The organism is Chitinophaga sp. 05T412, assembly GCF_056396465.1.
In genome coordinates this window covers 81,648-96,274 of sequence record NZ_JBFTLN010000019.1, presented here as the reverse complement: position 1 = coordinate 96,274, position 14,627 = coordinate 81,648, and the positions used below count along the sequence as shown (strand labels likewise).

Annotated in this window: 9 protein-coding genes and 1 tRNA gene; 3 read left to right on the top strand and 7 right to left on the bottom strand. The window is 46.6% G+C overall.

Going from position 1 to position 14,627, the window contains the following annotated elements; translation table 11 throughout:
- Positions 1–68 precede the first annotated feature (68 nt).
- The 6 genes from AC1DFM_RS30870 to AC1DFM_RS30845 all read right to left on the bottom strand — a co-directional run bounded on the left by AC1DFM_RS30870 (position 69) and on the right by AC1DFM_RS30845 (position 8,794).
- A complete protein-coding gene (locus AC1DFM_RS30870; protein ID WP_477080640.1) occupies positions 69–1,367 on the bottom strand; it encodes an IPT/TIG domain-containing protein in 1,299 nt (432 codons plus the stop codon).
- A 31-nt stretch (positions 1,368–1,398) separates the two neighbouring features.
- Positions 1,399–3,228 carry a RagB/SusD family nutrient uptake outer membrane protein gene (locus tag AC1DFM_RS30865; protein ID WP_477080639.1) on the bottom strand — a complete coding sequence of 610 codons (1,830 nt, stop codon included), beginning with the start codon at positions 3,226–3,228 and terminating at the stop codon, positions 1,399–1,401.
- 28 nt (positions 3,229–3,256) lie between these two features.
- Positions 3,257–6,637 carry a SusC/RagA family TonB-linked outer membrane protein gene (locus AC1DFM_RS30860; protein ID WP_477080638.1) on the bottom strand — a complete coding sequence of 1,127 codons (3,381 nt, stop codon included), beginning with the start codon at positions 6,635–6,637 and terminating at the stop codon, positions 3,257–3,259.
- Between the two features lie 283 nt (positions 6,638–6,920).
- Positions 6,921–7,916: a FecR family protein gene (locus AC1DFM_RS30855; RefSeq protein WP_477080637.1), complete on the bottom strand. Its 996-nt coding sequence runs from the start codon at positions 7,914–7,916 to the stop codon at positions 6,921–6,923.
- 80 nt (positions 7,917–7,996) lie between these two features.
- A complete protein-coding gene (locus tag AC1DFM_RS30850; protein ID WP_477080636.1) occupies positions 7,997–8,542 on the bottom strand; it encodes an RNA polymerase sigma factor in 546 nt (181 codons plus the stop codon).
- A 170-nt stretch (positions 8,543–8,712) separates the two neighbouring features.
- Positions 8,713–8,794 (bottom strand) — tRNA-Leu (locus AC1DFM_RS30845).
- A 206-nt stretch (positions 8,795–9,000) separates the two neighbouring features.
- Between AC1DFM_RS30845 and AC1DFM_RS30840 the strand changes: the two genes are divergently transcribed.
- Both AC1DFM_RS30840 and AC1DFM_RS30835 read left to right on the top strand, forming a co-directional pair.
- On the top strand, positions 9,001–10,224 hold the full coding sequence (locus AC1DFM_RS30840) for an ROK family transcriptional regulator (protein WP_477080635.1): 1,224 nt from the start codon (positions 9,001–9,003) through the stop codon (positions 10,222–10,224).
- Positions 10,225–10,298: 74 nt separating this feature from the next.
- The gene (locus tag AC1DFM_RS30835; protein WP_477080634.1) at positions 10,299–10,721 is read left to right on the top strand and encodes a VOC family protein; all 423 of its coding nucleotides are present in this window, start codon (positions 10,299–10,301) and stop codon (positions 10,719–10,721) included.
- Between the two features lie 108 nt (positions 10,722–10,829).
- Here AC1DFM_RS30835 and AC1DFM_RS30830 read toward each other — a convergent pair whose 3' ends face one another.
- Positions 10,830–13,118 (bottom strand): tetratricopeptide repeat protein, encoded by a 2,289-nt coding sequence (locus AC1DFM_RS30830; protein WP_477080633.1) that lies wholly within the window; start codon positions 13,116–13,118, stop codon positions 10,830–10,832.
- Positions 13,119–13,237: 119 nt separating this feature from the next.
- Between AC1DFM_RS30830 and AC1DFM_RS30825 the strand changes: the two genes are divergently transcribed.
- Positions 13,238–14,626, top strand: coding sequence for a S41 family peptidase (locus AC1DFM_RS30825; protein ID WP_477080632.1), 1,389 nt, complete (start codon positions 13,238–13,240; stop codon positions 14,624–14,626).
- The last annotated feature ends 1 nt before the right edge of the window (position 14,627 follow it).

Genomic DNA, 14,627 nt, shown 5'->3' with positions numbered 1-14,627 from the left:
GAGTCCGTTCGTAATAATCTAAAAAAGACCAACCTGACAGGCATTGTCACCTGTCAGGTTGGTGAGCATCAGCGGGAAATAATTTTCCTGATGCGATAGTTGACTGCGTCTATCACGTACACAACACCGTTGTCGCCTACGGTCAGTCCTACCGGTACATTGAATAACGACAAACTGGCCAGACCATCTGCATATCCTTTTGAAGAATTGCCGGCATAGGTGGATACATTCCAGGTATTGGCTTCAATGAAACGAACACATTGATTTGTATTATTGTCGCCGCCACCATAGGAACTACCGCCATTACCGCCAATATAGAGGTTATCGTTTTTATCAATAGCAATGCCCCAGGGGTGATCAAATTTGGCAGCATTGCCAGGTCCATCTACCAAACCTGTTTGCCACATCGTTCCTGCAATGACGGTCATTTGTCTGGTGGTAGCATCTACCCGACCAATAAATGAACGGCTGTTATCTACTCCATAAAAATTTCCTTTGCTGTCTATTTCAATGGCACTGAGGTTTTGGAAGCCACTGGCCACCTCGGTGAGGTTGCCATTAGCAGGATCGACTTCAAGGATTTTACCTGGACCAAACTGGGCTACATATAGCTTCCCATTACGTTTGTCAATCGCTACATCCACGATATCACCCACACCGGCAACGGTGCTCACGATGCCATCTTTGGAAATTTTGCGTAATGCACCATTCCAGGTATCGGCTACATAAATGTTATTGTCTTTATCGATTTCTATACCGTAAGGGTGATTAAATGTGGCTTCTGCCACAGGACCGTTCCAATTTCCGCCGCTGGTATTGCTGCCTGCTACTGTACTCACTTTACCATCAGGTGTTATTTTACGGATATTGTTGTTGGCGCCATCAGTTACATACAGGTTACCGGCGGCATCGTGTGTCATGCCTTGTCCGTACTGGAAGTTGAATTTGGCAACGGCGCTGTCGCCGTCTTTATAGCCGGATATTCCGGAACCCGTCATGGTACTTACATATTGCGCCGGCAGGTAATTGAAGTCCGTTGTGCTTGTAACGCTGGTACCGTTGATGGTAATGGTGACTTTACCGGAGCCGGCTCCTTCCGGTACGAGGAATATCAGCCGGTTGGCAACTGTACCGGTTACAACGGCTCTAACTCCGTTTACCAACACGGTTACGCCCGTGGTATCGTTATTGAAATTGTCTCCATATACCAGTATTTCTGTGCCGGTACCACCTTTCATTGGAGAGAATTTTTCAATGACGATGGGAGCGCCGTTGTTGTGTCCCTGCACCTTATCTTTTTTGCAGCTTGTAAAGAGTAAAGGTAATCCGAGTAACAGCAACAAACGATATTTTATGATAGCGTTCATATGATTTTCTTTTTAGGAATGAATAAAACTATTACCAGCCTGGATTCTGCACCAGTGCAGTATCACGAACAATTTCAGATTGTGAAATAGGGAAGAGATACATCTTCTTATCAAACTGACGTGTTTGTAAAAGTGTGCGTTGGTAGAAGCCTGTAAATCCAAATCCCTGATCGTTATCATCGGCATCGAAATTCATTCCGTATATTTTCTTAAAATCATCGTTGTCCATGTCTTTCCGACGGGCGCGGGTCCACCAGTGGTCACCGCGTTCGAAGGCCATTTCAATCATGCGTTCGCGAAGTATATGTTTGCGCATTTCGGCTTTGTTGCCTATTGCTGCCGGATATACCTGTTCAATGGCAGGTACGCCGGAACGTGCGCGGATCTTGTTCAGATAAAGTGCGATATCGGGATTGCCTGGATCGGACTCATTGAGGGCTTCTACGTAATCGAGTAAAATGCCTGCATAGCGTGTAATGATGAAAGGCCGGTAAGGACTGCTCCAGGCGTAGGCGTTGCCAGCGGGGCTAACACCTTTGGCAATGAGATAGCCGGGGAAAGCATATCCCACTGCTCTGCGTCCGGCAGTGCCGCGGTAGTAGAATTCAATTCTTCCCTGTCCGTTTTTGTTGCCATCGGAAGAGTAGCGGTTGCGGTCATCTGCTGTAGGGGCGGCAATTACTGGCCTTTTGTTATAACAGATACTTGCATAAAAGCGTGGTTCACGGTTGGCATACATGTTCCAGTCGCCGGCTGCATGGCCCCAGCTTTTATTATTGGGGTCACCGGAAACCGCAAACCCGGTTTCCTGGTACTTAGAAGTAGGATCAGTGATCCATTTTCCATCGTTCATATAGTAGGCATCTACCGCATTTTGAGTGGCTGCAAATAATTGGAAACCGCCTGGATAGGCTGTACAATCGTGGTCCCAGTAGTGAGGGTTCCAGTTGGCGCAGGAGAAAATAATTTCATTATTCCAGGGTGTCAAAAAAACGCCGGTGTATGATTTGAAAGGATCAAATGTTTCCCCGTCGTCTTCATTGGTATACAGTTTATAAACACCCAGATCAATGACTGCCTTGGCAGCGCTGGCAGCTGTGGCCCATTTGGATGCATCAGCTTTGGTAGGTGCCAGTGGATTTCCCTGCTTGTCGCGGAAGTTGGTAAAGTCCGGATTGCCGTTCCAAAGCGGACTGGCAGCCCATAAAGCAGCTTCTGCTTTGATAGCAAGGCAAGCACCTTTAGTAGGCTTGCCATACCAGGTAGAAGACCAGGTAAGCGGTAGGCCTGCTGCTGCTTCATCCATGAGCTGATTCACGTAATTGAGACATACATCAAAAGATGCGCGGGGATATTTATTGAAATCATCATTCAGGCCCAGCGTATTATCTAGTTTAATAAAAGGACCATAACGTTTCAATAGGTTCCAGTAATAGTATCCACGGAGGAATTTTACTTCTGCCTTGTATTGTTTTTTCAGATCATCACTAAGTTCCTGGGTAGGTACTTTATCGATATTGTTTTCAAATACAAAGGAAGAACGAATGGCAGTATAGCAGCCACCCCAGACATCCCACATGGTGGTGGAGGGGCTCCAGTTGCCATCATTTATTTTACGGGCGTTTGTTCCGGGTATAGTGATGTAACTGTCTTCTGTGATGCCTAACATATAAGCGCCTTCATTTTCTCCAAACATCATATAGCCGTATATGGTATAGAGATAAGATTCTGCCTGTTTCCTGGTTTTCCACACCAGGTCCTCTGATAAAAGACTATCCGGCTGCTTGTCCAGGTAATGGCACGAAAGAAAAGCGCTGAAAAGTGGTAATAGCAATAATAGCTTACAAATATTTTTCTTCATGATACTGCTGTTTTTGACCCAAAGCCGGTTAGAAATTTGTTTTGATACCGAAATTGATTGAGCGTAATGGCGGGTAGCCGGTACCGTTAGGTTGGTTCAATTCCGGATCCCACATTTTGAACTTGGAGAAAGTAAGCAGGTTTTGACCAGCAGTATATACATACAAAGTCTGGAGTCCTATTCTTTTTAATAGTTCCGGGCGGAAGCTATAACCAAACTGTACATTTTTCAGGCGTATATAGTCTGCGTGACGCAGCCACCAGGTACTGTACTGGTAGTTGTTGTCGCCGGGAGTGGCTATGCTGAGTCTTGGATAAATAACATCCTGGCGAGGATTATCTACTGTCCACCTGTTCGTTACTTCTGTATAAAGATTGGCAGAAGTAAGGCCTCCCATGAAAGGAACGATTCCTCTTGCATTGTTATCCAATGCGCCGGTACTGGCGATGAGCATGATATCTACCTTAGCAGCACCCTGGAAGAAACCCTCGAGGTGGAAACCATGGAAGTCTAATGCCAGGCCCGCACCATACATGATTTTAGGAGAGGAGGTGTTACCGATGGGTACCATGTCATTGGCATCAATTACACCATCGTTGTTGATATCTTTGTATTTGATATCACCCGGACGAACAGTACCAAATTTTTGTATTGCATGTTTATTGATATCGGCATCATCTGTAAATAATCCTTCAGATACCAGTCCTCTCAACTGATTGTACTGTTGACCAACATTGGAAAGCCATGGGTACAACGGGGTAGGTTCGTCATTATTGATGATTTTATTGGTGGCATAAGTAAAAGTGCCATAAACATTGAACTTCAAACTACCTATCTTATCCGTATAATCCAGTGATCCATCTATACCTTTGTTATCCATGACTCCCAGGTTTGCATACACTGGTGCTGTATTACCCAGGAATGCCGGGAGAGAAAGCCGGTTAATTAGAATCTTCTCTCTCCGTTCTTTGAAGACGTCCACTGTAAGATTCAGTTTGTTGAACAGTTCGAGGTCTACTCCGATATTTTGTTTGGTGGCAATTTCCCAGGAAAGGCCCTGTACTCCTATTTTGTTTTGATAAATGCCGTTATTGAAGCTGGGGGTATAGCCAAAAGAAATGCCGCCACCACCAGCATAAGAAGTGATGTAAGGGAAACGGTCGTTATTGACACTACCAATTTTATCATTTCCTACTTTACCCCAGGAACCTCTTATTTTCAGCATGCTGACAGCATGTTTAAGATTCGCAAAGAAATTTTCCTGGCTGATTACCCAGCCGGCAGATACAGAGGGAAACACGCCGAAACGGCGACCTTTCTCAAAGTTTTCAGAACCGGTGGCCCCCATATTTACCTCTGCCAGGTATTTATCTTTGTAGCCATAGGTAAGTCTTGCGGCGAGGCCCTGGTTACGGTAAGGAATACCACCAACAGCATCTCCGGCAGATCCGTTTGTTTTTTCCCGCATATTGTATAAGAACAAGCCTCCTACGCGATGTTTGCCATCAAACAGGTGATCATAAGTGATATTGGTTTCCAGGTACATGGTGCGTTGTACACTGCCTGTACCAGACTGGAAGCCCATAAAGTTATCGCCGTAGTTGGTTTGTATGTATATCAGGTTGCCCTGGGCATCGCGGCGGTAAGCCTGCCAGGTATCGATATTTTTGGTTCTGCGCAGGTCTGTTTCACTATAGGAGTCAAAAGAAAAACGGGCCGTAGCAGAAAGGCCTTCTGTAATAGCATCCAGCTTTTGATTCAGCGAAAAAACCGATTGCATAGTGGGCTTAAATTCACGGGAATATCCGCTGTTCTGCAATGAATTCACGGGGTTTACGCCCTGGTTGGTGATAGGGCCGGCCCATTTGCCATCAGGGTACCTGATAGGAAACAGGATAGGTGGCTGCATCATAGCCTGATACCAGGCAGTTTGTGCAGAAACACCCGGATAGTTAGCATTCACCATCATGGCACCGAGACTAAGGCCCAAAGTGGTACTTTTGCTCAGAGTCATGTCTATATTAGAACGGAAATCAAAACGATTATAGCCTACGTTCGAATTGTAGGGATTATCAGGGTTCATGCGATAGTTACCCTTCTGGTTAAAATAAGAACCGGAAACATAGTAGCGGGCAAAAGCGCCACCACCGTTGGCACTCAGGTTTACATTGGCACCGGGAGGGGACCAGTCTTTGTACATGGCATCTACCCAGTTTACATCGGGATACAGGTAAGGATCTACATGACTTCTGGTTTTTTCTATCTGGTCAGCGCTGAATTGTTCTTTACCCAGGGCCTCGTTGTATAACGTCATCCAGGTGGCGCCATCCACAAACTTAGGTGTCTGGGTAAGCCCGTTGATGCCGCTTTCTACTTTTGCTGCAATACGCGGTTTACCAGCTACGCCTCTTTTGGTAGTGATTAGTACTACGCCATTGGCGCCTCTGGCACCATATACGGCTGTAGCGGAAGCATCTTTCAGGAAGGAAACGCTTTCAATGTCTTCCGGATCTATATTACTCCAGGAAGAGGTCTGGTCATCACGTTGTACCCCATCTACCAGTACCATCGGGCTGGGGTTTCCGGTGAAGGTACTTACGCCGCGGATGTTGAAGGTGTTAGGTTCATCGTAACCGGGCTCACCTCTTGACTGCTGCATGAGTACACCGGCAACGCGGCCTCCGAGCGAGTTCGCCAGAGAGCGGGCGGGTGTTTTCAGCTGATCTACTTTAACGGTAGACACGGCGCCGGTTACACTGATTTTCTTTTGTGTACCATAACCTACTACCACCAGCTCATTCATTTTGGATACGTTGAAATCCATGGTGATTTTCAGGGCTTGTTTTCCTTTCACTACCACATCTTCAGGCTGCATGCCCATCATAGTGAAATGTAGGGTATCACCGGATTTAGCCAGGATGGTAAAGGTGCCCAGTTCATCAGATTGGCTGTTTTTACCAGATGATTTATTCACAATGGTAACGCCAATTAATGCCTGGCCTTTGGTATCCCATATCTGGCCCTTTATAGGGGCAGGTTGTTCCTGTTCTACAACGGGAACGACTACTACTGCTTTTTTCTCGGGTGCCGGCTGTTTGGCAATATAAATTTGATTGCCCTCGGCGTCAAAGCCCAGGCCTAGCGGCTGGAGCAGTTCTCCCAGTACTTCCCGGAGCATTTTGTTGTCGGCCTTCACAGATACTACGGATTCCTTGATCAGGGCAGTACCTGCGTAATAAAATTTGACATTCATCCTGCCTGCGATCGTAGTGAGGGCATCAGGCAGTTTTACGTGGGAGAGGTGCAGGGTCATGCGGGCATCCAGCTCATGCTGTCCGTAACCTTTTGCACAATACGCTACCATAACGGTGGATAACAGGCATCCTAGTACCAGCGTGGATATCCTCATAAACCTGATGAATAAAGAAAGTTGAAAGTGTAGTCCTCTTTTCATAGATTTGATAGTGAAAAATGATTAAGAAAATCCTGTTACTGCATCAAGGTTCCTACGCCCTGCAGTAATCGGATAAACAGACTTGACATTTTTTTTCCAGGGGCTGATAATTCCTCTTTCAGCCCCTTTTTAATTTTGGTTGACCTATCCTGGCATAACACGGTTTTTGTTGATGAACGAACTTCCGGCAAGCCTCACTGCTAGCTAATTCCGGATAAATGACTCCTTTGGCTTTACACTACTTTCCAGCTTTCATTAACGTGTATTTGTTCCCTGTTTTAGTGTACTTAAGTGACAGTATTTTCGTAATTTTTTTAATGGCGTCTTCAGGTGGTGTGTCGGCGAGATCGGCGAAGATGGTCATCTTTTCTATCTCCGCCGGCATCTCCAGTGTGATATCATATTTGTGTGACAGTTGCAGGGCTACGGCCGACATAGGTACATCGCGGAAGATCAGCTTTCCTTCTTTCCATGCCATGTCCTCGGCGGCAGCCGTTACTAATTCTTTTCTAAAGCTATGTGCCTGTTTATTGTAAGTAAGTTGTTCGTTGGCCCGTAATAGTGCAAAGGAGGCGGTATCCTGTTCCACTGAGATCTTCACCGTTCCGGTTAATACAGTTAGCTTAAACAGGTTGTAATCTGCATAAGCATTCACATTAAAGCTGGTGCCCAATACGTGGGTGGTCATGCCAGCAGCATTTACTGCAAAGGGATGCGCACTGTTAGGTGCCACTTCAAAATAGGCTTCTCCCTCCAGGCTTACGTGTCGTGGACCACGTTTGAATACTTTGGGATATACCAGTTTGGAATCTGCATTCAGCCAAACAACGGAGCCGTCGGATAAGGCCACCTGGGCTTTTTCTCCTTTGGTGGTCACTTTTTCAGTAAGCTGCTCTGGGTCCAGTACGTTCATTAGTGCAGTCCATTTTAATGAAACACCGTAACCCAGTAAAGCAGCTACACTGGCGGCAGCAGCCAGCCTGATAAATAACAGCCGTCTGTTGCCGTTGGTGGCGGAAGTAGGCTCAATTATACTTATTTGCGACAGGATGGAGCTTTTCATTTCCTGTTCCAGCTGTGCTTTATCTGTGGCGCTAAAAGAATCCAGTACGTTGGCTTCTTTCTCAAAATATTGGTAATACTCCCAAAGAAAACTGGCTTCTTCAGGGGTCGTTTTTCCGGCTAAATACTTTTTGGCGAGCGCTGAAAACGCAGATTTTTTGTCCTGGTCCATATCGGAAGTGCTCCTTTATGGTATATGTACCGAAAACGGACTAATCTCCCACGCCGGGCAAAAATTTATTTTAATTTTTTTTAAACGAGTAAGGTGAAGAGGTGGGTAAGACGGGTACGAAGATGCTGTACAGCCTTTCCCAGCTGGTTTTGAACAGTTTTTTGGGAGATGTTGAGGTGGGTGGCAATATCCCGGGTATTCATCTTCTCCTCATAGTACAGGTGAAAGATTTCCCGGCGTTTTTCGGGCATGGTATTAATCCAGGCATGTATCACCTGTTGGGTTTCCTTCTCGGCTAATGCGTTGTCGGCAGCATAGGGCGAGGTGGCAATTTTCTCGAATAACTCCATGAAAGCAGGGCCTGTAGCCTGTTTGGCCACCAGTTTATATACCTGGTAGTGTACCGCCATATGGAGATAGCCGCTAACGTTATCGATGCTCAACTGATTTTTCCGGCGCCAAAGGTCAGCAAAGATGTCTTGCAGTAAGTCTCTGCATTGCTCCCTGCTACGTAAACGCTTGTAGGCAGCATTGTACATAGATTCCCAGTAACGATGGTATAGCTCCTCAAAGGCGGAGACATCATCATTCCTGATTAATAACAGCAATTCCAGGTCACTCAGCATGATAAATTGATAACATCGAAATTATTCGGCACTCGGTCATCTAAGATATGGTTGGTCCCGAAATATAAGAAGGAATATAAGATTTTCAAAATGAAGTGGTAAATGGCGTTTACCTGTTGGAAAGGAGAAGAAAATCCAAACGGATTTATAAATAGCTGAAAATCAAAAAGTGCGGATGAAGGGACTCGAACCCCCATGCCTCGCGGCACCAGATCCTAAGTCTGGCATGTCTACCAATTTCATCACATCCGCAAAAAAAGTAAGATCTTTCCTTTGTGAGCTGGTTTTTTGCCGAGGGCTAAAATAGCCGATTATTTAGCTCAAAAAGGATTGCAAAGGTATTGTTTTTTGCGAATTAACAAAATCATTTATAAGATAACTTCTGCGTCGATTTTAAAAATAATTAGAATTAGCGGCTTAAATTGGAGATCAATTATTGTACAAGTCTATCTGATGCTATGGCTAAAACCTTTTTTGAAGAACTAAACAGTGCAGGAGCTACCGGTGTAGCCTACAAAAATATCAACCTAAAAAAGGCTGCCCTGGCCTATTTCGCTAACTCCGGCAACGCTACTATTGCGGATCTGTGTAAAGAGCTGAACCTGAGTACCCCTAAAGTCACGAACCTGGTCAACGACCTGATTACAGACGGACTGGTGATGGACTATGGTAAAATCGAGTCAACCGGCGGCCGTAAGCCTAACTTATATGGGCTGGTACCGGATTCCGCTTTCTTTATCGGAGTGGATGTAAAACAGGACCATCTCAACCTGGGCCTGTCTGATTTGCATAAAAACCTGGTCACTACTGTGGAAGGGCTGGCTTATGAACTGGATAACACAGAAGCTTCCCTGGAGCAGTTATGTCAGCTGATAAACAACTTCATTGACGGACTTTCTGTACCGAAGGAAAAAATCCTGGGGATTGGTATCAATATCGCCGGGCGCATCAACTACGCTACTGGCTACAACTATAGCCTGTTTTACTTTGACGAGAAACCCCTCAGTGAGGTGATTGCTACCAAAGTAGGCATCCGGGTATTCCTGGAAAATGACTCCCGGGCCATGGCTTACGGGGAGTTTTGCTCCGACCTGGTAAATGGAGAGCGCAATGTATTATTCCTGAACCTCGACTACGGTATTGGGATGGGCGTGCTGATAAATGGCGAACTATACTACGGTAAATCCGGCTATAGTGGGGAGGTTGGGCATATTCCTATGTTTGATAATGAAATTATTTGCCATTGTGGGAAGAAGGGATGTCTGGAAACAGCGGCTTCTGGCTGGGCTTTGGTGAGCATGTTTCGCGAAAAGTTGGCGGCGGGTTCTTCGTCTATGCTGTCACGTACGCATCAGTCGCCCGATGATATCCACCTGCACGACATTATAGAAGCGGCCAACAACGATGATATGCTGGCCATCGAACTGATTGCCAAAGTGGGAGAAAATCTGGGCAGGGGCGTGGCTTTGCTGATGAATATCTTCAACCCTGAACTGGTTATCCTCGGCGGCGCGCTGGCAGCAACACAGGATCATATCCGCCTGCCTATAAAGAGCGCAATGAAAAAGTATTCCCTGAGTTTGGTGAGCAATGATTCCAAGTTGAAAATGTCCAGTCTGGGCGAGCGTGCCGGCATTATTGGCGCCTGCTTGCTGGTTAGAAATAAAGTATTGATAAGTTAATTTGAGGAAGGTGTGGTTTTAAGTAACTTTATACACTTACCTGAATTCCATTTTCTTACCCAAAAAGATTTGTTATGTCGAACACACTAACGTCCTACCTCGTTTTTAACAACAATTGCCGGGACGCCATGAACTTTTATCATGATGTGCTGGGTGGAAACCTCCAAGTAATGACCATGGCGGATTCTCCTATGAAGGACCAGGTTCTTCCCGGAGCTGAAAATCTGGTGATGCATGCTTTTCTGCAGGCCGATGGATTTGCCATCATGGCTTCTGATGGTATGGTAGGAGCGCCCCCTGTAAATGGTGATTCCGTACAACTGGCGCTGGGTGTAAATTCTAACGAAGACGCAGATAGCATCTTTGGCAAACTGGCTGCCGGAGGTTCCATTCAAATGCCAATCCAGGAAACGTTCTGGGCGCATCGTTACGGGCAATTAACTGATAAATTCGGTATTCACTGGATGGTGAGCTACAACAAGCCAATGACGATGTAGCCATTAGCCATTAGCTTTTAGCTTTTAGCAAAATGCCGCGAAGATTAACAGATGATGTTCTTCGCGGCATTTTGCTAAAAGCTAAAAGCTAATGGCTAAAAGCTGTTTCTATTTCTTCTTCCTGAAAAAGGAAAATATTCCTCCTCCTCTCAGTTGATTTTTTTTCTCTGCTGCCGGATGAAATCCGGGATCGTTTAATACAATCAGATCTATTAATTTTTTGCAGGGACCAGTATCTCCTTTTCCTTCAAAAGCCAGTGCCATGGTGTATCGAATAGAGGATGCCTCGGTATCCCAGGCCCAGTTATTGGCAGCGTAAATGTTCACGCATTGCATGGCATAGTTGATACACTCATCATACTCCTTTTCACCCAGCCAGGCTTCGGCCATAAAAGCGTATACCCCAAACCGGTAGTTTGGTGAATTATCGGTGGTGTCGCCGGTGGCCATGATATCCAGGGTACGTTGCATATCGGCCAGGGCAGCTTTGTTGCGGCCCAGCTTCAGTGCTGCCTTCCCTCTGAAGTAATAGATTTTCATTTGTGAGATAACCGGCAATTGCGGTATGCCACCAATGGAAATACGGTTGTTGATAGCGCCAATGCAATGTTCATACTGGGCATTGTCGAAGTAGAGGTACATCAGGTTGAAATAGGCATCGCTGTCGTCCGGCTTTTCTATAAGGTGCGTTTCCAGCGCCAGTATACGCTCTGACAGATCATCTGCGCTATCGGTTCTGATAAAGGCACGCCCGGTTTTTATGCGGTCAATATTGTAAGTGATTGTTTGGCGATCGTATTCTTCCAGTTCCTCCATGTCGCGGGCAATCCAGCTGTTGTATTCGGATAGAATTTTTTCATAGAGATCCAGTGCTTCTGCATGGCGTTCCAGGGAACACAGGTCGTCGATCATGCGTTCGTGAATAGACACATAATACGTAAGCGGCAGGGCGTCTGTAAAATTCTCCAGGATGGTTTGGCGGTCTTCAATGGCTTCTGCCAGTTTACCCATGCTGTGATGGGCGTCTGCTCTGGATTCCAGCTGCTCCCAGAAGGGCGACATATTATAACCGATGGTATGTACATGTGCTGCTTCTACATAAATTCCTCCTTCATACAAGGCAATGCCATAGTTGTTACAACACATGGCGAAATGATGTGGATGGCCGGCATAAGAACTGCCTTTATTTTCATACCAGTAAGCATGATAAAGATCGAAGGCCTGTTTATAAACAAATCGTTTTAATGGCAGGGCCAGTTGCTTAACCTGGTTGTCTTTTTCCAGTTGAATAATTTCACTGAAAATAACGCCGGCTGCGTACCAGTCGTAAGGTACGGGATGTGCGATCTCCGGCCACTTCTCCGGAAATTGACCGTTTACTTTATAGCTGGTGTAATACCACCTTACTATGCTGAATGGGTAGGGCCGGATGGCCAGTGATTTTTCATACCAGGGAAGTGCTTCCTGGTAGCTGCCAATATTAAAAAACGCATTGGCGGTGTAGTGATAGAAGTAGGCTTCTTCCGGATATTGGGAGATATACCTTTTGCCGGTAGAAATCTGTTCCAGGGTGCCTTCGTCATGATCATCCCCATAAAACTGCTGCCAGAATTCGGCAGTGCCTTTGCAGAACTCCCTGGCCAGTGCGGCGTGGCGTACGCCATCAGCCAGCAGTTGTTGCACATGCTTCAGCAGGCGCAACATATCTTCCTTGCTATTTTCTCCGGCGGTTACCATGATTTGGAGCATGGCGGCGGCAAAGTCGTAATCGGCCAGCTCGAGTGCAAACCAGGTGGTCGATAGCAACCGGTTGTTGTACACGGTGCATTCAAAGGCTTGTTTATAATACTCCAGTGCGGCGGGCCGGTTGTCGGTATGATAATATACGTCGCCAATGCGGGTGTAGCATTGGAACCGGGCTACATTCAGCTGTGGGAGGTCATCTGCGTACAGCGACTCATACACCTGCAGGTTCCGGCGCATGTCGGCCAGTGCTTTTTCTGTTTCATTTTTCAGTACCCATACCTGGAACCGGTACAGTAATGCTTTGGTAGTCAATTCTTCATCGCCAACGGCAAGGAGAATGTCGCAGTCCTGAATGGCTTCATCTCCTTTATCGGTCATCACGTTGGCGCCCATGTAGGCACGGTGTACCCGCGCCTGTTGATGATCGGGGTCCAGTGTCAGCACCTGGCTGAAAGCCTCGTAAGCGGCTTCGTACATGGCGGTGACCAGGTCGTTGTTGTCGGTGGCTTTGGCGTTTTCCAGCTGCGATAAGCCCAGCAGCTGCCAGCCCCGGATTTCCCCGGGATGGTCTTGTAAGTATATTTCCAGCTTCGTTATTGCTTCGGTATATGCCTGCTCATTGTACAGCCTTTCCAGTTCGTCTAAATGCATATGCGCTTAATTAGGACGTGTAATTTATTAATAAAGGGCCACGATGATAAAAAAAATCTGAATAGTTCCTATATTTAAAGACCATTTTTTATCAGCCAGAAACATTCAAATCCTTTGCCATGAAAGCAATAACTGTATTGTTATTACTCCTGTGCAATACCATCGCGTATGCGCAGGAATGCGATTGCAGGAAGAAATTTGACAGCGTACAGGTCTATCTCAGAAAAAATTATGTAGGATTTATTGACAAAGTCACCCCGGCTACCCAGCAAGCGTATCTCGCTATGGTAGGCAAACTGCAATTGCAGGCGGCCACCATCAAAGGCGCTACCCACTGCCTGCTGCTGGTGAACCGGTACCTGCGTTTTTTTAAAGATCAGCACCTGGCGCTTCACATCGGTTATACACCGGTAAAAGAGAAAATAACCCTTCAGCCGCTGCAGCTAGATCAGTTGCAGCAGCAGCCTGTTACAGCGGTGGCAGGTATTTACCAGGCTGATAGTTTGTATAAAATCGCCCTGGTGAAAAATGTACGAGGGCTACGCAGTTATGCCGCAGTAGTCCTGGAATCTGCTGTGCTGGACTGGCAACCGGGGGAGGTGATTTTTGAACTCGCCCCCAGCGGAGGCGATAAGTTTGAGGTAATCAGCTACCAACATCACCGTGTTGATTTTGATACAGTTACCATTAACAAACAGCGGGACGGCCTGTCGGCCATGGGCTGGCAACGGGCGGGCAGCCATCGTCCGGCGCCACTGGAGGAAGCGCCTGCAATGGGGGATGCTCCTGCTGCCGCTTTCTTTTTCAGGCAGATAAATGACAGCACCGGCTATCTGCGCATCGGTAGTTTCGACGCGGCACAGTATTACCTGGCGGACTCCGTGCTCAATGCCAATGATGAATATCTCCGGAAAAATACCAGCCTGATCATAGATGTGCGCGGCAGCGGACAGGGAGCCGATAAACTCACGGAGCGCCTTCGCCCATTGATGTATACCCAACCCGTACGGATTATCGGGGCCGATTTTTATGCTACCCCGGATAATATCAAGTCCTGGAGCCACCTGTTAGACGAGCAGGCCGGCAAATTACCAGAGGAATATGTGGAGCAACTCAGAAATCTGATCCACCAGGGTGATGGCCTGCAGGGACGTTTAGTCAGCATGGGACCAGATGAAAACATGATCCTCCCATCTCCCTTACCTGTTCCCGCCAAAATCGGGGTCATCATTAATGGCCGGTGCAGCAGTACTACAGAACAGTTTTTACTGGAGGCTACACAAAGTAAGAAGGTAAAAGTTTTCGGTACCCCATCTATGGGAGCGCTCGATTACGCCAATGTAAATGCGGTAAAGTTCGCCGCACCGGCTTTTTCAATAGATTATCCTGTAACCCGCTCCCGCAGAGTGGCAGCCGGACAAGGCATTGATAACAAAGGCATTCAGCCGGAAGTGAAACTGGATTTCTATCATCCCGGATGGTTGGAATCTGTTGTGAAAAATTTATAAT

Coding starts and splice junctions, on each gene's coding strand:
- AC1DFM_RS30870 (WP_477080640.1), bottom strand. CDS start 1,367: ATGAACGCTATCATAAAATATCGTTTGTTGCTGTTACTCGGATTACCT.
- AC1DFM_RS30865 (WP_477080639.1), bottom strand. CDS start 3,228: ATGAAGAAAAATATTTGTAAGCTATTATTGCTATTACCACTTTTCAGC.
- AC1DFM_RS30860 (WP_477080638.1), bottom strand. CDS start 6,637: ATGAGGATATCCACGCTGGTACTAGGATGCCTGTTATCCACCGTTATG.
- AC1DFM_RS30855 (WP_477080637.1), bottom strand. CDS start 7,916: ATGGACCAGGACAAAAAATCTGCGTTTTCAGCGCTCGCCAAAAAGTAT.
- AC1DFM_RS30850 (WP_477080636.1), bottom strand. CDS start 8,542: ATGCTGAGTGACCTGGAATTGCTGTTATTAATCAGGAATGATGATGTC.
- AC1DFM_RS30840 (WP_477080635.1), top strand. CDS start 9,001: ATGGCTAAAACCTTTTTTGAAGAACTAAACAGTGCAGGAGCTACCGGT.
- AC1DFM_RS30835 (WP_477080634.1), top strand. CDS start 10,299: ATGTCGAACACACTAACGTCCTACCTCGTTTTTAACAACAATTGCCGG.
- AC1DFM_RS30830 (WP_477080633.1), bottom strand. CDS start 13,118: ATGCATTTAGACGAACTGGAAAGGCTGTACAATGAGCAGGCATATACC.
- AC1DFM_RS30825 (WP_477080632.1), top strand. CDS start 13,238: ATGAAAGCAATAACTGTATTGTTATTACTCCTGTGCAATACCATCGCG.